The sequence below is a fragment of the Exiguobacterium sp. s46 genome (genome assembly GCF_018618875.1).
GTDB lineage: Bacteria > Bacillota > Bacilli > Exiguobacteriales > Exiguobacteriaceae > Exiguobacterium_A > Exiguobacterium_A abrahamii.
Map to the genome: position 1 here is coordinate 310,041 of NZ_JACSMY010000002.1, position 22,626 is coordinate 332,666.

Annotated in this window: 19 protein-coding genes, 1 rRNA gene and 5 riboswitches; of the genes, 14 read left to right on the plus strand and 6 right to left on the minus strand. The window is 47.9% G+C overall.

Annotated elements, in window-relative coordinates:
- Nucleotides 1-25: 25 nt before the first annotated feature.
- The 6 genes from KNQ08_RS13125 to KNQ08_RS13150 form a co-directional block, all read right to left on the minus strand.
- On the minus strand, nt 26-781 hold the full coding sequence (locus KNQ08_RS13125) for an MBL fold metallo-hydrolase (RefSeq protein WP_149426784.1): 756 nt from the start codon (nt 779-781) through the stop codon (nt 26-28).
- Nucleotides 782-841: 60 nt separating this feature from the next.
- Nucleotides 842-1,330 carry an arsinothricin resistance N-acetyltransferase ArsN1 family A gene (locus KNQ08_RS13130; RefSeq protein WP_149426785.1) on the minus strand — a complete coding sequence of 163 codons (489 nt, stop codon included), beginning with the start codon at nt 1,328-1,330 and terminating at the stop codon, nt 842-844.
- 124 nt (nt 1,331-1,454) lie between these two features.
- The gene (locus KNQ08_RS13135; RefSeq protein WP_023467032.1) at nt 1,455-1,991 is read right to left on the minus strand and encodes a 1,2-dihydroxy-3-keto-5-methylthiopentene dioxygenase; all 537 of its coding nucleotides are present in this window, start codon (nt 1,989-1,991) and stop codon (nt 1,455-1,457) included.
- A 16-nt stretch (nt 1,992-2,007) separates the two neighbouring features.
- Nucleotides 2,008-2,628, minus strand: coding sequence for a methylthioribulose 1-phosphate dehydratase (locus KNQ08_RS13140; protein WP_023467033.1), 621 nt, complete (start codon nt 2,626-2,628; stop codon nt 2,008-2,010).
- Complete coding sequence (locus tag KNQ08_RS13145; protein WP_214806082.1) at nt 2,625-3,284, minus strand: 2-hydroxy-3-keto-5-methylthiopentenyl-1-phosphate phosphatase; 660 nt, start codon at nt 3,282-3,284, stop codon at nt 2,625-2,627. The genes KNQ08_RS13140 and KNQ08_RS13145 overlap by 4 nt, the downstream gene beginning before the upstream one ends.
- Nucleotides 3,281-4,471, minus strand: a complete 1,191-nt coding sequence (locus KNQ08_RS13150) for a 2,3-diketo-5-methylthiopentyl-1-phosphate enolase (protein WP_214806083.1) — start codon at nt 4,469-4,471, stop codon at nt 3,281-3,283. Before KNQ08_RS13150 ends, KNQ08_RS13145 begins: the two co-directional genes overlap by 4 nt.
- Before the next feature lie 70 nt (nt 4,472-4,541).
- A riboswitch (SAM riboswitch) is annotated at nt 4,542-4,643 on the minus strand.
- Nucleotides 4,644-4,848: 205 nt separating this feature from the next.
- Nucleotides 4,849-4,952, plus strand: a riboswitch (SAM riboswitch).
- A gap of 78 nt (nt 4,953-5,030) precedes the next feature.
- On the opposite strand from KNQ08_RS13150, the gene mtnK reads away from it, so the two are divergent.
- The 14 genes from mtnK to KNQ08_RS13220 form a co-directional block, all read left to right on the plus strand.
- Entirely contained in the window at nt 5,031-6,197 is a 1,167-nt protein-coding gene (mtnK, locus tag KNQ08_RS13155) for an S-methyl-5-thioribose kinase (RefSeq protein ID WP_214806084.1), read from the plus strand.
- Nucleotides 6,194-7,243 carry an S-methyl-5-thioribose-1-phosphate isomerase gene (mtnA, locus tag KNQ08_RS13160; protein WP_214725043.1) on the plus strand — a complete coding sequence of 350 codons (1,050 nt, stop codon included), beginning with the start codon at nt 6,194-6,196 and terminating at the stop codon, nt 7,241-7,243. Before mtnK ends, mtnA begins: the two co-directional genes overlap by 4 nt.
- Nucleotides 7,244-7,254: 11 nt before the next feature.
- Nucleotides 7,255-8,337 carry a sugar ABC transporter substrate-binding protein gene (locus tag KNQ08_RS13165; protein ID WP_029340727.1) on the plus strand — a complete coding sequence of 361 codons (1,083 nt, stop codon included), beginning with the start codon at nt 7,255-7,257 and terminating at the stop codon, nt 8,335-8,337.
- The gene (locus KNQ08_RS13170; RefSeq protein WP_214806085.1) at nt 8,334-9,842 is read left to right on the plus strand and encodes a sugar ABC transporter ATP-binding protein; all 1,509 of its coding nucleotides are present in this window, start codon (nt 8,334-8,336) and stop codon (nt 9,840-9,842) included. The genes KNQ08_RS13165 and KNQ08_RS13170 overlap by 4 nt, the downstream gene beginning before the upstream one ends.
- The gene (locus KNQ08_RS13175; RefSeq protein ID WP_029340729.1) at nt 9,839-10,843 is read left to right on the plus strand and encodes an ABC transporter permease; all 1,005 of its coding nucleotides are present in this window, start codon (nt 9,839-9,841) and stop codon (nt 10,841-10,843) included. Before KNQ08_RS13170 ends, KNQ08_RS13175 begins: the two co-directional genes overlap by 4 nt.
- Nucleotides 10,844-11,208: 365 nt before the next feature.
- Nucleotides 11,209-12,165: an AAA family ATPase gene (locus KNQ08_RS13180; RefSeq protein WP_023467045.1), complete on the plus strand. Its 957-nt coding sequence runs from the start codon at nt 11,209-11,211 to the stop codon at nt 12,163-12,165.
- Nucleotides 12,162-13,244, plus strand: coding sequence for a DUF58 domain-containing protein (locus tag KNQ08_RS13185; protein ID WP_214806087.1), 1,083 nt, complete (start codon nt 12,162-12,164; stop codon nt 13,242-13,244). The genes KNQ08_RS13180 and KNQ08_RS13185 overlap by 4 nt, the downstream gene beginning before the upstream one ends.
- Entirely contained in the window at nt 13,241-15,313 is a 2,073-nt protein-coding gene (locus KNQ08_RS13190; RefSeq protein ID WP_149426791.1) for a transglutaminase TgpA family protein, read from the plus strand. The genes KNQ08_RS13185 and KNQ08_RS13190 overlap by 4 nt, the downstream gene beginning before the upstream one ends.
- A gap of 40 nt (nt 15,314-15,353) precedes the next feature.
- Nucleotides 15,354-15,455, plus strand: a riboswitch (purine riboswitch).
- A gap of 129 nt (nt 15,456-15,584) precedes the next feature.
- Nucleotides 15,585-17,105 carry a glutamine-hydrolyzing GMP synthase gene (gene guaA / locus KNQ08_RS13195; RefSeq protein ID WP_051353615.1) on the plus strand — a complete coding sequence of 507 codons (1,521 nt, stop codon included), beginning with the start codon at nt 15,585-15,587 and terminating at the stop codon, nt 17,103-17,105.
- Between the two features lie 302 nt (nt 17,106-17,407).
- The gene (locus tag KNQ08_RS13200; RefSeq protein ID WP_214806089.1) at nt 17,408-17,959 is read left to right on the plus strand and encodes a hypothetical protein; all 552 of its coding nucleotides are present in this window, start codon (nt 17,408-17,410) and stop codon (nt 17,957-17,959) included.
- A 122-nt stretch (nt 17,960-18,081) separates the two neighbouring features.
- A riboswitch (purine riboswitch) is annotated at nt 18,082-18,183 on the plus strand.
- Nucleotides 18,184-18,462: 279 nt separating this feature from the next.
- Nucleotides 18,463-19,467, plus strand: coding sequence for a YsnF/AvaK domain-containing protein (locus KNQ08_RS13205; protein ID WP_214806090.1), 1,005 nt, complete (start codon nt 18,463-18,465; stop codon nt 19,465-19,467).
- Nucleotides 19,468-19,699: 232 nt separating this feature from the next.
- Nucleotides 19,700-19,801, plus strand: a riboswitch (purine riboswitch).
- Nucleotides 19,802-19,936: 135 nt separating this feature from the next.
- Nucleotides 19,937-21,241 (plus strand): NCS2 family permease, encoded by a 1,305-nt coding sequence (locus KNQ08_RS13210; protein ID WP_214806098.1) that lies wholly within the window; start codon nt 19,937-19,939, stop codon nt 21,239-21,241.
- An 83-nt stretch (nt 21,242-21,324) separates the two neighbouring features.
- Nucleotides 21,325-22,236 (plus strand): proline dehydrogenase family protein, encoded by a 912-nt coding sequence (locus tag KNQ08_RS13215; RefSeq protein ID WP_214725049.1) that lies wholly within the window; start codon nt 21,325-21,327, stop codon nt 22,234-22,236.
- Nucleotides 22,237-22,555: 319 nt separating this feature from the next.
- A 16S ribosomal RNA gene (locus KNQ08_RS13220) occupies nt 22,556-22,626 on the plus strand; the annotation flags it as partial.

Consider the following 22,626-nt stretch of genomic DNA (forward strand, 5'->3'; position numbering starts at 1 on the left):
TTCTTTTTAATGAAAGTTACTGTTCTTAAAATGACATCGTTTCGCCATCCTCCGGAATCAGGAAATGGGCAGAGAGATGGAAAGCAGTTAAAAAGTCAGCAATCATATCACGTCGCAAAAGACAGTGGTTGACGGACTCGAGGTGCGAGACGATGATCGTCGCTTCCGCCGCCGCTTCATGAACCGCAAGGAGATCACGCTGTGACATCGTGATCGGCTCTCCGGTCAAGAACTGGGCGGCGCCACTGTTGACGACGATGATATCGGGCGTATGTTGTTCGATCGCATGCGCGACCTCGTCACACCAGATCGTATCACCTGCGATATAAAGTGTCGGTTCGTCCGGATGGGTGAGGACGAGCCCAGACACACGTCCCATCCGTTCGCCGATTTCACCGACACCATGCTGTCCACCTGTTCGATGGACCTGGATATCACCGATCGTTACACCGGAATCGAAGGAAGAGACGTTCGTGAAGCCGGCTTCTCGGATTTGCTGCGCGTCTTCTTCTTGCTGCGCATAGAGTGGCAAATGCTTGGGTAGAAGTTGTTTTGCAGAATCGTCGAAATGATCGGCATGCAGGTGTGTGACAAAGACAGCGTCAGGATCGAGCAGTGTGTTGACATCGACCGGTAAGTCGACGAGTGGATTGGCGACGGCATTTGGTGTTTGACCGAAGGGAGGCAAGCTGCCTTTTTCGCCGAGGAACGGATCAATTAGTAAGACTTGATTGGCATACGTGACAACGAGTGTTGCATTACGAATTTGTTGAATATCCATTAGGTTCATCCTCTCTCAATGACTCGGATTGACTATTCCCTGTCTGGCATTCAATGAATCCTATCGCAAGCGTTTCTCCATCGCCATGACGTCGACATATTCGCCGTTCAACTGTCCTTGTTCCTTAAACGTTCCGACGATCCGGAACCCGGAGCGGATATAGAGTTTTTGTCCGATTTTATTGAACGGGAAGGTAAAGAGGATCAGCTTATGCATATGATGATCACGGGCATGTTGTTCAATCGTTTCGAGCAAACGTGTGCCAATCCCTTGTCCACGATGTGTCCGAGTGATATAAACCGAAATCTCACCGACGGATGCGTAGACAGGACGCGGATTATACGGATCGAGGGAAATGAAGCCGAGGACACCTGTGTCATCTTCAGCGACATATCCAGCATATCGATCGGTGCGTTCCGCATACCACTGGGTCATGAAGGATAAGTCCTTTTGGTCGGTCTCAAGCGTTGCGATCCGATCTTCGATACCTTCGTTATAGATGGCGAGAATCGCTGGTAAGTCGTGTTCCATTACGGGACGAATATGCATGACGCTCACTTCCTCATCGCTTTTCCTCCATTATATCGGTTACGTATCAATGTAGTGATATGTTTGTGCGATAAGAAAAGCGCTGATTCCCTTCATATGAAGGAAAACAGCGCTTTTATCGATCTTAAGAGACCGTTGACGTCTCATTCTCGTAAATCGGAACCCAGCCGTCTGTCGTGACGAAGATCCGAACAGCGACGACTTTACGATCGTCTTGAAGCGTAAAGTAGTGGCGTGTGTTAACAGGAACGGAAATCAAATCACCAGGATTGAGTTCGATGTTATAGTAGCCGACTTCTTCGTCTTTGATCGCGAAGACGCCATGACCGCTGACGATGAAACGAACTTCATCATCCGTGTGATGATGTTCTTTCTGGAAGTTGACGAGCAACTCATCAAGGTTCGGTGTCGTATCCGAAAGTGAGATGATATCAGCTGTCTGATACCCACGACGTTCTGATACGTCTTTGATTTCGGGAGCGAACGTATCGAGAATCGTTTGTTTGTCTGCATCCGTCAGTGTGAAGTTCTCAACGAGAGGCGCTGGAAGTTTCGAAACGTCCCACTGTTCGTAAAGAACGCCGCGTGACGCAAGGAAGTCAGCGACTTCCGTTTGATCCGTATACCGTGTGTTTGTTTCTTGGAATAAGACTGTTGCCATGAGATGATTCCTCCTTTTAATGAATGGATTGACGGCATGATTGCAACGTCAACGTGTAATTGAATAAAAACTCGAAGGCTTCGAGGTGTTTCTTTGCTTCAAAGGCGGTCGGTGCCCAGACCGTGATCCCGTGATTGCGGATCAGGACGGCACCACTGTCCGCTGTGACATGCGGTGCAAAAGCAGCGGCAAGCGTCGGAATGTCCGCATGATTCGGAATGATCGGTACCGTGACCGTCGCATCCTCTTCCCAGTGTCCGAGTGCCTTGATGATTTCTTGACCGGAAAAGGTGATGCTGCCTTGATCGCCATAGAGTTCCGAAATCACATTGTTCGCAATCGTATGGACATGCAGAGAACAACCGGCGTCCGTTCGATTGAACACTTCGACATGGAGCAATGTCTCAGCGGAAGGACGCCCGGATTGCTCACCAATCAATTGACCGGTCGCATCGACATGAACGAAGTCGTCAGGAGTCGTCTGCCGTTTATCTTTTCCGCTTGCCGTCACAAGGAATTCAACCGGGACACCGGACGTCCGAATGGCGAGATTGCCACTCGTACCAGGGAACCAATCGCGCGCCGCAAGCTCTTGTTTGATGGCGCGTAGCTCTTCATACCGTCGCATGAATGTCATGTTGTCACCTCCGCTCGTGTTAAATCATGAACGATGTCGTGGAACGTCTCAAACGGTGTATAGGCGATATCGTTCTCTTCACACAACGTGATCAGATAATCACGGGCATAGACACGATCCGCTTCTTTCGCGAGTTCGAAGTCCGTCACCGAGTCACCAATGACGATGATGACGTCATCGTCTTTGCGCAATGCCCGGGCAACGGACGTTTTACAACAGCCGCACCCGTTCGTGCAATGGGCATCGCAGGCGTTTGGCCAATCGATATGGACGAATGGACCACTGAAATCGGCGACGTTACAGTAAATCTGTTCTTGTTCAAGGAATGGCGCTAAGATCGGTTCGACGAAAAAGTCCATTCCACCGCTGACGATCGAAAAATCGATTCCTTGACGACGACTGTACTGAAGTAACTCCGAAAATCCGTCGCGAATGACTGCACGCTCCAACAAAAAGTCAAGATAGGCTGTTTTTCCGTCAGACGGCAGAAGTGCGAACATTTGCCCGACACCACTCTGAATCGATAACGTCCGGTCGAGTACACCGCGTTTTAACGGTTCGAAGTCACTAGCTGGCGCAAATGCCTGCATGAGTGCGATGATGTTATCTTGCGTCGTCACCGTACCGTCGAAGTCACAAAGAATCCGTACGGTCATGACTTGATCCCCCAAGCGTCAAGGGCGATCCGTAATTCTTCATGACGCGATGCTGCCGCCGATAGGGATTCATTTGCGAGTGCCGCATCGAGCGCCTGGCGGAAAGCAATGACACCAGCCGCAGCACCTTGCGGATGACCATGTACGCCGCCGCCGGCGTTGATGACGGAATCGATACCGAAGTCCCGTACGAGTTGAGCGACGAGTCCAGGATGAATACCGGCTGAAGGAACCGGGAAGATCGATTTCGTCTGACCGAGACGGGTCGCTTCGACCGCGATGCCACGGGCGACATCCTTTGGCAAAGCGACATTGCCGTAAGGAGACGGGAATAGCGTCAAGTCTGCTCCAGCAGCACGCGGTAATGTGCCGAGTAAGACAGGAGCTGCGACTCCGTGATTCGGGCTAGCGATCAACGCACCGCTATATGCTGGATGATTGAAGATCGGAACGTTGATTTCCGGATCACTCACCAGTTCGCGTAAGACGTCGAGTCCGTATGTGAAGGTATTCAGCAAGAATGCGGTCGCTCCAGCATCAATCAATCGCTTGGCTTGATCCTTGAGCGTAAAGACGGGACCGCTGAGTGTGATCGCATATAACGCACGTTTACCGGTCCGGTGGAAGTGAGCATCGATGACCTCACGTCCGATTCGTGCCCGGTCAATCGTCGGTGTCAACGGATTGTCGTATAGGATCTCATCGTCTTTGACGAGATCAATCCCACCAGCGAGTTGTCCTTCGAGTTGATCACGAAGGAACGATAAATCCCGTCCGATGACTCCTTTGAAGATGCTCATTAACAATGGACGATCTTCGACACCGATCAAGGAACGGACCCCTTCGATCCCGAATTTCGCACCTGGAAAGTCCGACGTAAATGTATCGGGTAATAGCAATTCCGTTAGTTTGATTTCACCGTCGAGTGAGAGTTTCCCGAAGACGGTCGTCAGAATCGCAGAAAAGTCGCGCGACACGTTATGTTCCGGATAACGAATCGTGATATATCCTTTGCCATCGCGCTCTTCGGTATGTACGACTTCCCCTTTGAACGAGGCGAGTTGTTGTTGTTCGAGATGATTCAGTTCCGTCCAAGAACCGACTGTCAGACCAAGCGCGAGTTGTTCAGCGCGTTGCTCGAGTCGATCACGGGCGGTCAATTGATAAGTAGCAGTGATATAAGCCATGTCTTTCCTCCTTCAACAAAAAAATGGTCTCTCGTCAGCGACAAGAGACCATGAATGATTCGAACGTGGACTCTTATCTGTCAGCTTAGTAGCTGCAAGAATTAGCACCGTGCCAAAAGGTCGGTTGCTGCGACATCGTAGGGCTTGTCCCTCCGTCTGCTCTTGATAAGAATTGGATGAAATTGTGAAATCTAATTGCAATTTTTACATGAGAATCGCCACTTGTCAAACTATTTTTAGAAAATTTATTTTTTTGAAAATACTCTTTCTATAGATGGCATAAAAATGATATCCGTTTCTGCTTGATTTCGATTTGACAGCGAGGAAGTCGATTGCGTAAGATTCAAATCAATATCACACACGACAACTACATACGACTCTTATCGCGAGTTGGCAGAGGGAATTGGCCCGATGACGCCGCAGCAACCGACCACTGGGCACGGTGCTACATCCAACAGACGTTTCGTCTGAGAGATAAGAGGACGCAATGACTTTCCTGCGCCTCTTTTCGATGACGAAAAGAGGCGCTTTTTCGTGTATCACATAGGGGGAAACTGATATGACATACAAAGCATTCACAGAACAGGACGCGATTGATCGTGTTCGGACACTAGGACTGATCGGCGATGGAGCCGTCGAAGCAGAAGAGATTGGCGACGGGAATCTCAACCTCGTTTTCCGAATTCGAGAGGGGGAACATCGATTGATTCTAAAACAAGCACTCCCGTACGCAAAAGTCGTCGGTGAGAGCTGGCCGTTATCACTCGAACGGGCGTGGATCGAGCAATCCGCACTCCGTGAATTCGCACGGCATGCCGTGCCGTTCGTACCACGTGTTTTTCATGCTAGTCACGAAGAGGCGTATACGGTCATGGAAGATCTTTCACATCTGACAATCGTTCGAAGCGGTTTACTCGTAGGTGAACAGTATCCGTTGCTTGCGGAACATATTGGTTCTTATCTCGCTCGGACTTTATTCCATACATCGGACTTTGCGCTTGGTCCGGTTGAAAAGAAACGTGTCGCCCGAACGTACTACAATCCAGATTTGTGCGACATCACGGAAAAATTAATCTTCACGGATCCGTTCCATGACGCGGAGACGAACGAGATTGAAGCCGGGCTTGAAGAAGAGGTGGCATATTTATGGGCAGACGATGAGTTAAAACGCGAAGTCGCAAAACTTGAAGCGCTCTTCATCACAAAAGGCGACGCCTTATTGCACGGCGATCTACATACAGGAAGCATCTTCGCCTCGGCGACAGAAACGAAGGTCATCGACCCTGAATTCGCCTTTTATGGTCCATTCGGATTCGATGTCGGGCAGTTCATTGCGCATCTATTCTTCGCAGCATATCCGGATTACCCTACACGACGTGACGCCCGAATCAAGGATATCGATACGTTCTGGCTGACGTTCGCTTCAACGTTCCGTGCATTATGGGAACGGGAAGCCGTCGAACCGTTCCGGGCATCAGGACTCGTCGATGATTTACTGAGCACGATCTTGCAGGATGCCCTTGGCTTTGCCGGTTGCGAATTGATTCGGCGGACGATTGGTCTTGCACCGGTCGCTGATTTAGAATCAATCGATTCAACGACGGAACGCTTAGAGCGGAAACGTCACGCTCTTCGTCTAGGAGCGGCGTTAATCAAACGCCGTACAGAATGCCGGACATTCGATGATTTACGAAACTTTGACGTAACGGAGGAACTCAGCCGATGACTACATTCGTCCAAAGTATTCGTTACGAAGACCGTGTCTTGACGATTCTCGATCAGACACGTCTACCGCAAGAAGAGCACTATGAAGTCATTGCTGATCTCGCGCAAGCGGTTGAGGCGATTAAACAACTACGTGTCCGGGGCGCGCCTGCGATCAGTTTATTCGGTGGATTCGTGCTCGTTCAAGAAGCATACCGGTTTGAAGCGGCGCTACCGGTCTACAAGCAAGCCTTGCTTGAGACATCGGCGACGTTACTCGCGACACGACCGACGGCCGTCAATTTGCGAAATGTACTCAATCAGTTGAATCCAATCATTCAAGACGGGACGTCGGTAGAAGAGATTCGCGAACGGTTGGAAAAACGGACGGTCGCCTTATACGACCAGGATGCGCAGACGTCACGTCAAATCGGGATTCATGCACTGGAATTGTTCCAGTCAGGCGACCGGATCCTAACGATTTGTAATGCTGGATCGATTGCGACCGCTGCTTATGGAACGGCACTTGCGCCGTTCTACATCGCAAAAGAACGCGGTATCGAATTATCCGTTTTTGCGAGTGAGACGCGACCGTTACTGCAGGGAGCACGATTGACGACATGGGAGCTGCAACGTGCCGGCATCGATGTCACGTTAATTACGGACAACATGGTCGCCCATACGCTGAAAGAAAAACAGATCGATGCGATCATCGTCGGTGCCGACCGCATTACACGAAACGGAGATACCGCGAATAAAATCGGGACGTTCCAATTGGCATTGCTCGCGCAAGCTTTTGGTATTCCGTTTTACGTCGCAGCACCGCTCTCGACGTTCGACTTCTCGCTCGTTTCCGGAGACGCGATCGAAATCGAAGAACGTGATCCGCAAGAAGTGACGACTGTCCAAGGTGTCGCGACAGCACCGGAAGGCGTCGCTGTCTTCAACCCGGCGTTTGATGTCACACCACACACATTGATCACGGGCATCATCACCGAACTTGGTGTCATCACGCAACCGAATGAAGAAACGATTGAACAATTAACAGGGCTTCAACCCCTCGGATAAGGAGATATGTCATGAAAAAACTAGCTTACGCCGTCCTAGCACCGGCACTGTTACTAGCGGCTTGTGCGAATGGAGAAGCCACGACGACGAAGGTCGTTAAGGATGTACCAAAAGGGGTTCAATCAGACGTCAAGATCGCCGTCATCCGCAACCTAGCATCGGACGACCATACGAAACAATTCCTTGATGGCGCACGAAGTGAAGGCGAAGCGCTTGGCTTTAAAGTCAGCACGTTCATTTCGGAAGGTAACGACGTCAAGTTCAAGGAGCTTGTCGCGCAAGCGATTCAGCAAGATTATGATGGGCTCATCATCTCGCATGGTAAGGAAGACTACGCCTATGACATGATTAAACCAGCGGTCGACAAAGGGCTGAAGGTCGTGACGTTCGATACGGTCACGAAGAAAAAAGGAACGGCGTTAAAAGGTGTGACGGAAACATTCCAAAACGATCATCAACTCGCGAAGCTATCGCTTGATGAAGTGACGAAGGTGACGGACAAAAAGCCGGTCCGTGTCATCAAACTTTGGTTCGGACCAGGTTTTGCCCCGCTCGATCGTCGTCAGGAAATCTATAAGACGTACGAAGCAGACGGTAAGATCAAAACGCTTGAGACGGTTGGACCGACAAACTTCCAAGATGTCCAAGGGGATATCGCAACGAAGATGAATGCGATTCTCGCGAAATATCCGAAAGGAAGCATTGATGCGGTTTGGGGAGCGTGGGACGAAGTCGCAAAAGGGGCTTACAAATCGCTCAAGGATAATAAACGTCAAGAAATCCCGCTAATCTCGATCGATGTCTCGAATCAGGATATCAACCTGATGCGTGAAAAAGGCAGTAACTGGGTCTCGACGAGTGCGGTGGATCCATTCTTGATTGGACAAACGGACATGCGATTACTGGCTAAGAAAATCGCTGGCGAGAAGACACCAGATAGCTTTGATCTCGACGCGAAACTCGTGGAGCAGAAGGCGTTGAAGCAGGATACGACGATGTACAATCTCGATACGATCATCAAAGGATGGAGTACATCGGACAAATTCAATGAACCGTGGATGGACCGGTTGCGTGACGTCCATAAAAAACAATGACGTCTACCAATCATCACTTGAAGATGACTGGGATTTCACTGGCGTTTCCAGGAGTGCAAGCCTTAAAACAAGTCTCGTTTGAAGTGAAATCCGGTGAAATCCACGCGCTTGTCGGTGCGAATGGTGCCGGTAAGTCGACGTTGATGAAAGTCTTATCCGGAGCGGAAACGGCGGACGAAGGAACGATCCGTCTCGACGGGAAGGAGTTGTCCATCACGTCACCACGTGATGCGAAACAGATTGGAATCGACCTCGTCCAACAAGAGGTCGATGTGGCGCTTGTCCCGTATTTGACGGTCGCTGAGAATATCTGTCTCGATCTGTTGACGGACGGAACGATGACTGGCTTCGTATCCCAACGCCGTTACATACAGCGTGCCAAGGAAGCGTTAGCGACATTACAGGCGGATATTTCCGTCAAGACACGTGTCGAGGAGTTGCGGCTTGCTGAAAAGCAACTCGTACTGATTGCTCGCGCCCTCGTCCAAGAACGCCGTTTTTTGATTTTAGATGAACCAACGGCACCTCTCAGTCAGGCGGAAACAAGCCATCTCTTTTCAGTCGTGCGTCGTTTAGCCGAACGAGGGCTTGGGATCATCTTCATCTCGCATCGTTTACAGGAACTATATGAGATTTGCGACTCCATCTCGGTCATGCGCGACGGTCAACTCATCTCGCGACATCTTTTGGCAGACATCACGAAGGAAGCTGTCGTTGAGCAAATGCTCGGGCGTCAGCTTACGTCTGTTGCGAAAACGTCACGGGTAAATGCAACGAACGTATTGACGGTCGAGAGTGCTACGAATGCGGACGTCCACGATATCTCCTTGACGGTTCAAGCAGGTGAAGTCGTTGGTATCGCGGGTCTTGTCGGTGCCGGTAAAACGGAATTATGCAAAGCATTGTTCGGTGATCGTCCGTTTCAGGAAGGGGAGGTTCGGATAGGTGGAAAAGCCCATCGCCTTCGCAATCCACAAGCTGCGATTCAAGCGGGGATCGGTCTCGTTCCAGAAGAACGACGAAAAGAAGGGATCCTCGTTGCCGATTCTGTCGCAGAAAATCTAACAGCAGCGGCAGCTCATGATTTCGTCAACCGCTGGGGGCTGATGGATCGTCGCAAAGAAGCAAATCAGGCATCGCAATGGGTCAAGGAGCTGGGCATTAAAGTGGCAGACGTGAAACAGGAAGTAGGTCAACTATCCGGTGGGAATCAACAAAAAGTCGCCATCGGAAAATGGTTACTGACCGATGTTTCTGTACTCGTCTTGGACGAACCGACAAAAGGTGTCGACGTCGGAGCCAAACAAGATATCTATCGTCTGATTGACGGACTCGCGCAACAACAAAAAGGGATCCTTTACGCGACGAGTGAATGGGATGAACTTTTGACCGTCACGGACCGAATCTACGTCATGTTCGATGGACGGATCGTCCATGAAACGAAGACGGCGGACACATCAGAAGAAACCTTGTTGTGGTATGCGACAGGAGGAGGGCAACGATGAATGAGGTAGTATCAAAACAAACGAACCGAGGGAAGGGTTTACGTCCTGTCCTCGGATTCTTGAACGACTGGGGGATCGTCCTCGCGATCCTTGCCCTCGTCCTGTTTTTTGCGACGACGGCTCCAACATTCCTACAAGGGACGAATTTGATTAATATTTTACGAAGTATCTCCATCGTGACGATTATCGCGATCGGCTTGACCGTTTCTTTGACGGTCAATGGATTTGATTTATCGGTCGGGTCAACCGCGACGCTTGCGAGTTCTTTCGTCGTCTCGTTCTTCGTCTGGTACAGTCTACCGCTCGGTGTCTCGATTGGTTTAGCACTTCTCTTATCTCTTAGCGTTGCTCTGGTGAACATCTTACTCATCGTCTGGTTTAAGATTCCGGATTTGTTTGCGACGCTTGCGACGATGTTTATCGTCGAAGGTGTCGCGATGACGTATACCGGTGGTGGTTCAATCAGTGCCGGAATGCCGCGCTTGGACGGTACACCAACAGTCGGCACGATTCCGGAGGCATTCGCGAAAATCAGCCAGGCACCTTGGATCATCGTCATCATGCTCGTCGTCGTCGCTGTGACACACGTCTTCTTAAGCCATACGCGACACGGTCGTTTTCTCTATATCATCGGAGGGAATCCGGAAGCCGCACGACTGACAGGAATTCGTGTCAACCGCTACCGGGCACTCGCGTATCTGATTGCTGGGTTACTTGCGGCGGTCGGTGGGATTTTGCTTGCGTCACAAGTCGGATCGTCACAAATCAATGCCGGTTCCGGTTATCTGATGCCAGCGGTCGCAGCCGCATTCATCGGCTCGTCGTTCGCAGGACAAGGGAAGCCGAATGCGCTTGGCACACTCGTTGGGGCTTGTCTCGTCGGGATTCTTGAAAATGGTCTCGTCATGCTGTCTGTTCCATACTATTCGTTAAATATCATCAAAGGGCTGGTCCTTGCGGTCGCACTCGCGACGACCTATGCGCGGTATCGAAAAAAATAATTAAAATTCGACGTTTCGTTTATAACATATTTGGTAATATTCAATATATGAAAGGATGGTGATGCACATGAATGATTACCAATGTAGAGGGAACGATCGCATGTCGCTTCTGAAAGAAGAGGATCACCGGACTTGACGAACGTTGTCCATTGACACGGATGTATTCGTGTTTTACGTGCAACTGCACGGTTCAAGAACGGATCACGGCATGTGTTCGTTCCTGAAACAAATAAGGGGGAAACGCTACGGCGTTCCCCCTTTTTCATGTGCTAGAAACTGCTCGTATTTCTTTAAAAGCGTAGCGGAATATGAGATGATATAAAAAGTCAGAAAATTCAACTACTACGAGAGCAAGGGGCCTGACAATGCGAACATACACTAAGGAGATTCAAGCGATTATCGACAACGTAGAGAAAGTTATCATCGGTAAGGAAGATGTCATCACACAATCATTGGCAGCATTACTAGCGGGCGGTCACGTCCTATTAGAAGACGTACCGGGAGTCGGGAAGACGATGCTCGTCCGTGCGTTCAGCCGATCGATCGGGTTGACCTTCAAACGTGTTCAGTTCACGCCAGACCTACTTCCGTCAGATTTGACGGGTGTATCGATGTATAACCAGAAAACAAGCCAATTCGAATATAGACCGGGTCCTCTAATGGGGAACATCGTCTTAGCCGATGAGATCAACCGAACATCACCAAAAACTCAATCTGCCTTACTCGAGGGAATGGCGGAAGCGAACGTCACCGTCGATGGTGAGATTCATACGCTTCCGAATCCCTTTTTCGTCATGGCGACACAAAACCCGATTGAACACGAAGGAACGTATCCGTTACCAGAAGCACAACTCGACCGTTTTCTCGTCAAAGTCAAAATGGGTTATCCTGATTTCCACCAGGAAATGAAGCTACTGACACGTTTCGAACGGGATGAACCAATTGAAACGCTCGAAGCGGTGATTGGTCGCGAGCAATTGCTCCAGATGAAAGAAGAAGTCAAGAACGTCCATGTCTCACAGCCTGTCAAAAAATATATCGTCCATCTCGTCCAAGCGACCCGGACGAACGGTTCACTTTATCTCGGCGCGAGTCCCCGTTCTTCGATCGCCTTGATGAAAGTCGCGCAAGCGTGGGCATACATGGAAGGACGCAGTTTCGTCTTACCGGATGATGTCAAACATCTCTTGATTCCGGTCCTGTCACACCGCTTGATTTTGACAGCGGACGCGCGTTATCACGGTCAATCGTCTGAACGGATTTTAGAACAAATCAAAAAAGAGGTTGCTGTACCAATCCAACAAGACGTGGAGTCCCTATGACGAAGTGGCAAATTGGTTGGCGTTACGCTGTACTCCTTTTGACGACGGTTGCCTTATGGACATATGCGCGCGTCGATGGCGGAAATGTCGCTTCCTTGCTGTTTTATGTCATGGCTGGTTTGACCGTCTACTGGACGCTCTTCCTCGTTTGGCCCGTCACGCAGGCACTGGCGACGCGCGAAGTATCGAATAAGATGCTCGTTGCCGGAACGGATATCCCGGTTTCCTTACGTGTTCGCCGGCGTTTCCCGTTCCTGGTCGGAGCCGTCGAGGTGACGGAGGCGATTCCAAACGAACTCAGCGAAGAAAAACTCGATATCAGCCGTCCGCTCCGTGCCCACTACCGGAAGACAGAGCACATCGACTACACGATTCCATCGATTCGTCGAGGGGTGTATCAGATTCCTGGCTGTATCGTTGAAATCACGGATCCGTTCGGGCTGTTCAAACGAAAGCGGATGTTTCCGGTCAAGACGTATCTTGCGATCGAACCGGCACGCCTTGCCGTTCAACTTCCGCATGAGGAGGATCGCGGCGATGGAGGAATCTCCCCTGTGTCGCTTGATCTTCGTCAGTCGTCCTTTACTGTCGTCGGGGTCCGGGAATATGTCAGTGGTGACCGGATGAATCAGATCGACTGGAAAGCGACAGCGAAACGTCAAGGCTTAATGACGAAGACGTTCGAGCGAGAGCAGGAACGGGAGACGACGATCGTCTTTGATGAGGGTACGGAAGCGGGTGAAGCTTTCGAACGCGTCATCTCGATGCTGGCAGAAGCGACGGATCAGTTGAACAAGCGACGGCTGAGCTACCGCATTCACCTCGTCGGACATGCTGTTCAATCGTTGTCGTTACCTCTTGAAGGAGCGAAACTGACGCATTACCTGATGACGGCGCAACCGAGTCGGACGCGGACGTTCATCGAGTCATGGGAGTATTCGTCAAAAGCACTTCGATTGAGTGGCAACGTCCTTTTCATCACACCGGATCTTGAATCGAACAATGAACTATGGATTTCGAAGATTAATCAAGAAGCCACCGTTCATGTCTATACACCAGAACGGAGGGGAGTGCGATGATGCGACGCTTGATTTGGAACGCCATCGCGGCAGCCGTCCTGACTTGTTTCATGCCACCACTTCTCGAACTGACGACGTTCGAGCATCTCTGGTCCTTCTTACCGATGCTGTTTCTGCCGTTGCTGTTGTCGCATCTATCGCGGCGTTACTTTTTACTCGGAAGTCTCGGTGGATTACTGCTGTCGTTCTATCTGATTTTGACGCCGGGAGCAGCACCATGGGGCATCTTTACGGAAATCAGTTCAGATATTCAGAGTGTCATCAATGGTGAATTACCAGGACGACCCGCTTTCGCGCTCTCGATCGGATTGATTAGTTTTTTGATCGCGTATCTCGCGCGTCGGACATTCCCGAATCGTGGGTTCGTCTTCGGGCTTGCCTTCGGAGTCATCGGGTTCATCGCCTATTGTGATACATGGACGGATTACTCGGGAGAGACATTCATTCTCTATCCGATCATCTTATCCTTGCTATTGCTCTATGCGACGGAAGTCAACGAACGACCACGCGCTTCTTACGTTCGTCCGCTGAGTGCCTTATTCATCATGGGTGCCGTCATCGTCGCTGCTGTCCAAAGTCCTGTCATCAATGCGACATGGCAAGACAGTTGGTACGATTTGACGTCCGGGCTTGAAGGTGAAGGAGAGCCGACGAATGCGATTCAAAAGGTTGGCTACGGTAACAATGACGAGCAACTCGGAGGACCGTTCCAGATGGACGATCGGGAAGTCTTCCAGGTCGAAAGTGAAGGGAACCGATACTGGCGAGTCGAGACGAAAGACATTTATACCGGCAAAGGCTGGGTGCTGTCGGAATCGAATCCTGAAATCGATGGACGGGGTTTCTTCTCGCACTTCGGGCGAGAAGTCAAGACACGTGAGGAAACAGCGACGTTTGAGATGGCACGTGAATTACCGTTCGTGCCATATAACGGAGATAACGTCCGGGTCTCGGTCGATCAACAACGACAAAATGTACTGGTTGATCCAGAGAATCAAAAAATATCGTATCTAGACGAGGCGGATCGTCAACGCAATTATCAAATTGACTACTCGTATCCGCTCTTTACGGAAGAACAACTCCAGACAGATGAACCCGTCAATTTATCGGAGAATGAAACAGAGCGGTATCTCCAACTGCCGGATGGTTTACCACAGCGTGTCCGTGATTTAGCGGAACAAATCGTTGAGGGTGAGGAGACACCGTGGGACAAAGCACGGGCGATTGAAAATTATTTCGAAGAAGAGAACTTTGAATACAATACGGAGGAAGTTGCCGTACCAGGAGAAAATCAAGATTACGTCGATCAATTCCTATTCGAGACGAAGCTCGGATACTGTGATAACTTCTCGACGTCGGCTGCTGTTTTGCTACGGGCAGCCGGGTTACCCGCACGCTGGGTGAAAGGGTTCACGGGAGGCGAATCCGACGTCATCGGAGCTGCCGTGACGAGTTATACAGTGCGAAATAAAAATGCGCACTCGTGGGTCGAAGTGTATATCGAAGGACCAGGCTGGGTACCGCTTGAGCCAACAGTCAGTTTCGATGGAGCAGGACAATACACGATCGATCGGGAAACGGATAATGAGACGGAACAAGCAAATCCGCAACGTGAGACAGAAGATAATACGGAGACAACGACGCCAAATCGTCCGCAAGAAAATCTTCTTGATGAAGAACAGACGACTAGCGCTGGACAGACGGAGCAGAAGTCAATTCCATTTTGGCCGATTTTCCTGACGGCACTTGCTCTCTTATTCCTGTACTTGTTCCGAAAACCAATCATTCGAACACTCGCGATTCTCTTCTTCCGGAGACAAATCGAGCGACCGGAAGGATTCCGCCGGATGTACCGGTACCTCTTACGACGTCTTGATAAAAAAGGATTCCATTATCAAGATGGTCGGACGCTTGCGGAACTCGCTCACGAAGTCGATGGGTACTACGAGACGTATGCGATGCGACCGTTGACGGATGCTTACGAACGGATGGTCTATGGTGGAGAATCACTATCGGCTGAGAAAAAACGTGAATATTTCGAAAATATCATTCGTCATGTAGAGGGTTGATATTTACGAAACGATACAGTTACAATGGGAACAACGTAAATCACACACATGCAATCTCCTTTGTATATACTCGCGAATATGGCGCGAGAGTCTCTACCGGGTCACCTTAAACGACCTGACTATGAAGGAGCAGACCCTTCGTATACATTTTTTTGTGAAGCGGCCTGCTCTTTTTCCATTTTATCCATGGGCGAAGAGTGGGCTTTTTTCATAGGGTGCGCATGAAATCAGAAAGGCGGGAACAGATTTGGAAGCACATTTGGACCAGGAAATGATTCTCGTCCTCGATTTTGGAGGACAGTACAATCAATTGATCACACGTCGTATTCGGGACCTTGGTGTCTACAGTGAATTGCATTCGCATAAAATCACTGCAGCAGAAGTAAAAGAAATCGCACCTGCTGGTATCATCTTCTCAGGTGGTCCACGTAGCGTCTACGCAGAGGATGCGTACCGGTGTGACCCAGAAATCTTCGACCTCGGTATTCCAATCTTCGGGATCTGTTACGGCATGCAGCTCATGTCACAACATTTCGGCGGAACAGTAGAACGTGCGGGACATCGTGAATATGGAAAAGCCACATTGACGTTACAAGACCCGTCACCGATGTATGCAAACCTACCGCTTGAACAAACGGTCTGGATGAGCCACAGCGACCTCGTCACATCTGTGCCAAACGGATTCGTCGTCGATGGAACGAACGTGTCATGTCCGATCGCTTCGATCAAGAACGAAGAATTGAAAATGTACGGTGTGCAGTATCACCCGGAAGTGAACCATACGGTCTTCGGAAAAGAATTGCTCAAGAACTTCCTCTTTGAAGTCTGTAAATGTGCAGGCGATTGGTCGATGGAGAACTTCATCGAAATCGAAGTAGCGAAGATTCAAGAACAAGTTGGCGACAAAAAAGTCCTCTGTGCACTTTCTGGTGGTGTCGACTCGTCTGTCGTCGCAGCCTTGATTCACAAAGCAATCGGTGATCAATTGACATGTATGTTCGTCGATCACGGTTTATTGCGTAAGGGTGAAGCGGAGAGCGTCATGAAGACATTCGCGGATCACTTCCACATGAACGTCATCAAGATTGATGCCCAGGACCGTTTCCTCGACAAACTCCGTGGTATCTCAGATCCGGAGCAGAAACGTAAAATCATCGGCAACGAGTTCGTCTACGTCTTCGACGAAGAAGCTTCGAAGCTGACGGATATGGACTTCCTTGCGCAAGGTACACTCTATACGGATATCATCGAGAGCGGTACGGATACGGCACAAACAATCAAATCACACCACAACGTCGGTGGACTGCCGGAAGACATGCAGTTTGAATTGATCGAACCGATCAACACGTTGTTCAAGGATGAAGTCCGTGAACTTGGGAAAGAACTCGGTCTTTCTGATGAAATCGTGTGGCGTCAGCCGTTCCCAGGACCAGGTCTCGGAATTCGTGTCCTCGGTGAAATCACAGATGAGAAACTCGAAATCGTCCGTGAATCTGATTTCATTCTTCGCGATGAAATCAAAAAAGCAGGACTCGAGCGCGAAATCTGGCAATACTTCACAGTCCTTCCTCCAATCCGTTCGGTTGGTGTCATGGGCGATGAGCGGACATACGACTATGCGGTCGGAATCCGTGCTGTCACGTCAATTGACGGAATGACATCAGACTGGGCACGTATCCCATGGGACGTGCTGGAGAAGATCTCGGTCCGAATCGTCAATGAAGTCCAGAACGTTAACCGCGTCCTGTACGATGTGACGTCGAAACCACCGTCAACGATTGAGTGGGAATAAGTACTGGACTTGCTGAGAAAAAAATCGTCTCATGAAACCTGTCTTACCAACGTGTTAAAGGGGAGAGATGAAAGGAAGTCTGTCTCACCTTCAACAATTCGATTTTAAAATGAAGCTCACTTCTATTCACATGATTTATGAATGGAAGTGAGCTTTTTTTTGTAACTAATCGTATCGAACTGTTAGATGACATTAGACAAAACCAATTTATTCGAGAGATTCAATTAAGATGTATCAAGATGTTCTGTTAGCTTTTGCTGAAATATATAATAAATCATTAAACGGATAGGAGGCACGCTCTCATGATAGATTGGACATGGGCTGAAGTGGATCGACTAGAAAAACAAAAGAAATGGAATGAAGCCAAAGTATATCTTTTAAAATCTTGGAGACAACATCCTGAAGATATTAAAACAGTTATTCGACTTGGCTTTTTTTGTTGGTACGTCACCTTTGAACATGGACCATTAGAAATTACAGAGAAAGATATAGATATTGAAGAATTGGAATCTTTATTAAAGGAAGTTACGCATGATGGTTTACGTCATTTTATGAACCATGAGGATTTTCTATGGTGTTTTGGTTATATGATTTCGATGACTCCTTATTATTTTGGAGAGGATGACGAGTGGGAAGAAAAAGCTATATCCATGTTACGACGTGCTTATGAATTGTATCCAGATGAACCGATCTATACATATTCTTATTTCGGATCTTTCCTTAATACTCATGGACTACTTGAAAATGAATCACAACATATACAACAGGTTCTAGAAGATCGATTTAAAGGTGAAAGACTATTATCCGAATACTTTAAAAGTATGGTGTTTAACATTAGACTTGATTTGAAATAGTAACGAATAGTCATCAAAAAAACTTTTAATTCCGAACCTTCGGATGATGTGAGTAGTTAAGTTTTGTTTTTATGGTTTAGTCATAAATTTGACCGTGCTATGATGTGTCTTTCTTTATTTTTCATCCTACTAAAAAATAATGCCGTATAATTCTGGGATTAGGGTTTGGAAGGCTTTACAGGAACACCGTAATGATTTCTACTACTGTGCACATACAACATCGTACGTTTATTGAAACGGCTTTTACTTCTTAGGTAAGGGTCTTTTCTTGTTGTGTAGCATGACTAAAACGTTTTAAACAGGAAAAATTTTAATAATGAGCATGCTCTAGTAAACAGGATCAATACATTCCAAAAAGGCTTCAGTAATTAAAAAAGATGTACAAAAAATTCAGGTTTAATCAGAAAAAAAGTAGGGGAAATTCAAACTATTGGCATATAAGATTGATTTTCAAGAGCTAATTATTATTTTTTGTGGCATTTATTAAAAAGGAGGAAGAGATCATGACGAGAAAAGAAGATACATTTATCCAAGTATTTAATACCCAAGCGGAAGTACTGAGTAAAGTAAACGAATTAAAAGCGCAGGGATATGACGAAAGAGATATGTATGTCGTGGCTCAAGATAAACATTCCTTCTCTATGGTAGAGAATCAGACAAACGTCAATGTAGACACTGCCGGTGAACAAGAGCACCAAGGATTTATGGGGAAATTCATGGCTGCCTTTTCAGACGACTCTTCTACAGAAGCATTCCGCGGAATGGGCTTATCGCATGATGAATCAGAAGAATACCGTCGTCAGGTAGAAAGCGGCAAGTTGGTTTTATATGTAGACAGCGACTACGGCGATTCTTACGAAAAGCATAATCAAAGCTACAACCAAACTTCTGGAGTAAACAATAATCAATATGATCGCACTGGAGTCGAAGCAAATCGGGATCACAACGACCATCTTTCTGATAATGGTTCTCTTTCCGGTATAAATCGAGACCTAGGCTACGACAACACTCTAGGTGCAAATCGAAGCCGAGACTATGACGATACTTCAAGCATCGATCAGTCTGATGTAGATCGTACTGGCGTTACTGGAACGAACAGTGATACAGAAGAAGAGCGTCTTCGCCTGCATGAAGAACGGTTAAATGTAGATAAAGAAAAAGTGCAGACCGGGGAAGTAAACGTCAGCAAACACGTAGTCGAAGATCAACAATCGATCGAAGTACCGGTAGAGCGGGAAGAAGTTTACGTGGAACGACGTAAAGTGGATCAAAATGCGTCGGGAACAGATGCATTTGTAGATGAAAACGACTCCATCCACGTACCGCTTTCAGAAGAAAAAGTAGTAGTATCAAAAGAAGATGTAGTCTCTGAAGAAATTGTTGTCGGAAAACGTAAAGTGCGAGATACAGAAACTGTATCTGAAACGGTCCGACGCGAGGAAGCAGATATTGATGAAGGTACGGATACAAGAACGGACGTAGATCGTGACGATCATAAACGACTGTAATGGATCATATAAGAGAGGGGATAGCGAACAGCTATCCCCTTTTTTTAAGGGATTTAAAAAGAATAACAGTTGTCTCATCCATTAGGTCTTTTTACTGCAGCTCAAAGATAGCTCTTAAAAAAACGCTTCCAAAGACGAACGTTCGGATAAATTAAGTGGTTAAATTTCGTTTTTATGGTTGACCCATGAATTTGACCGTGCTACGATGTGTCTGTTCTTATTTTTCATACCACTAAAAAAACATAAATAATGCCGTATAATTCTGGGGATAGGGCCCGGAAGTCTCTACAGGAACACCGTAAAGGTTCCTACTACGGCGCACACGCAGCATCGTGCGCTTATTGAAACGGCTTTTACCGCTTAGGTAAGGGCCGTTTTTTGTTTTCAAGGAGACGGCTTATTTGGAAGGAAGGCAATCATGAGCACACAATTGAAACAGCCACACCAACCGAAAGCAAAAGAAAATGCGATTGCGCGTTTCTTTGATTTCAATGGGCTTGGTACGAACATGCGTACAGAGTTCATCGCCGGCATGACGACATTCTTCGCGATGGCGTATATCTTATTCGTTAACCCGAATACATTAGCCGAAGCAGGAATGGACGCAGGAGCAGTCTTCGGTGCCACAGCACTCGTTGCGATCATCGGTTCCGTTACGATGGGATTACTAGCGAACTATCCAATCGCGCTCGCACCAGGAATGGGACTAAATGCTTTCTTCGCCTACAGCGTCGTCATCGGAATGGGTATTCCATGGCAAACCGCACTTTCAGGCGTTCTCGTCTCAGGTCTCGTCTTCATGGTATTGACGGCTTCAGGTATTCGTGAGGTCATCATCAACGCAATTCCAGAACCGTTGAAAATGGCAGTTGCAGCAGGTATCGGATTGTTCATCGCGTTCATCGGATTAAAAACAGGTGGTCTCGTCGTTGCGAATGAAGCAACACTCGTCTCGCTTGGTGATTTAAGTAAAGGAACAACGCTTCTCGCGGTATTTGGTCTTGTCGTATCTGCGGTCCTAATGACGCGTGGTGTCAAAGGGGCGATCTTCTTCGGAATGATCCTAACGGCAGTCGCTGGAATGATCTTCGGTTTGATTCCGATTCCAACAAGTCTTGGTGAAGTCATTTCAGCACCACCAAGCATCGCACCTACATTTGGACAAGCATTCCTTCACTTCGATGAAATCTTCACGGTTCAAATGATGATCGTCATCTTAACTTTCTTCTTCGTTGATTTCTTTGATACAGCAGGTACACTGGTTGCGGTAGCAAACCAAGCCGGTCTGATCAAAGAAAATAAAGTACCACGCGCTGGTCGCGCATTGATCGCTGATTCAACAGCAACAGTAGCAGGTTCGATCCTTGGAACGTCGACGACGGTTTCTTACATCGAATCAAGTGCAGGGGTTGCAGCAGGTGGTCGTTCAGGAATGACGGCGATCGTCACAGCTTTATTCTTCGGTCTCGCTTTATTCTTCTCACCATTGCTCGCAATCATCACCGCACCGGTCACAGCACCCGCATTGATCATCGTTGGTGTGTTGATGGCAGCTTCACTGCTCCAGATCGATTGGAAAAAATTCGAGTACGCCGTTCCGGCTTTCTTGACCGTCATCATGATGCCGTTGACGTATTCAATCGCAACAGGGATTGCATTCGGTTTCCTTTTCTATCCGGTCACGATGATCGCGAAAGGACGAGCAAAAGAAGTGCATCCAATCATGTACGTGTTGTCACTCGGATTCCTCGGTTACTTTATCTGGTTGCATTAATCCAAACTGCGTCTTTCTTCTATATAGAAGAAAGACGTTTTTTTATTGGGAGAGGGTAAGGAAGAAGAGAGAGGGTGATTCAGATGTTACAACAGATTACTGGACCTGTATTTGAATACTTGGCTGAGAACAGACTGTTGATTCAACTAGCTAGAAAAGTCGGATTACCACTTGGTGGGACGTTATTCGTTGGAGGGCAGGGCGCTGAAGAGACACTCGACACGGTCAAACAATTCAATCAAGATGGACGAGCCGCCACAATAGATTGTTTAGGCGAGTTCGTCGAGACAGAACAGGACGCGGTAGATATCGCGGATGAATGCATCAAAGTCATCGGACAGATCAAAGCATATGATCTAGACGCGCAAGTATCTTTAAAGCTGACATCGATCGGATTAAGAATTGATCCGGATATCGCCTATCAACAGTTAAGTCGTATTGCAGAGGTTGCAGATCAACAAAACATGCGCGTAACAGTCAATATGGAAGAAGCGATGATGGTCGAGTCGATCGTCCGAGTCTTCGAACGCGTACATGAACACTATCCAAACGTCGGGATTGCGCTACAAGCAAACGTCTATCGAAGTCGTTTTGATTTAGAGTATCTTCACGCAACAATACGTGTCGTCAAAGGGGCATACGATGGAGACGATGAACTCTATATTCAACCGAAGAAGACAGTCGATGAGACATACCTTCAATTAGTAAAAGTCAATTTGTTAAATGGGAACTACACGCAAATCGCGACACATGATGAACAGATCATTCAGCAAATCATTGACTTTACTAAAATGAAACAGATTGATCCATCACGGTTTGAATTTCAAATGCTTCAAGGCATGCGACCGAAACGACAACAAAAGTTAGTTCGACAAGGTTATCGTGTCGTTATCTACGTTCCGCATGGTGTGGACTGGTATACGTATTTGATGAGACGGTTAGCAGAACGTCCAGCGAATATCGCGTTTACAGTAGGAGCCATGTTAAGAAGGTAAAGACTTTGCGAAGAGGATTTAAACTCTTTGCAAAGTTTTTTTAAAATAATGCTTGTGTTTGTCGAATTTTGTTGTTATATTAATAAATGTTCCAGCGAGACGCCTTTTATAAACGGTTCGTTGGGGCTGAAAAGTTTTTTAAAAAGCATGGTTGACATAATCAAAACAACCTGTTAATCTATTAAAGTCGCTAAGGCGGCAGACGAACTTTGAAAACTGAACGATGAGGCAAAAATCGTATTCTACGGAATACAAAAACGAATGAAGCGCAAGCTTCGTCAATCGTGACTTCGGTCACAAAAACGAGCAAGTCAAACACTTCATGGAGAGTTTGATCCTGGCTCAGGACGAACGCTGGCGGCGTGCCTAATACATGCAAGTCGAGCGCAG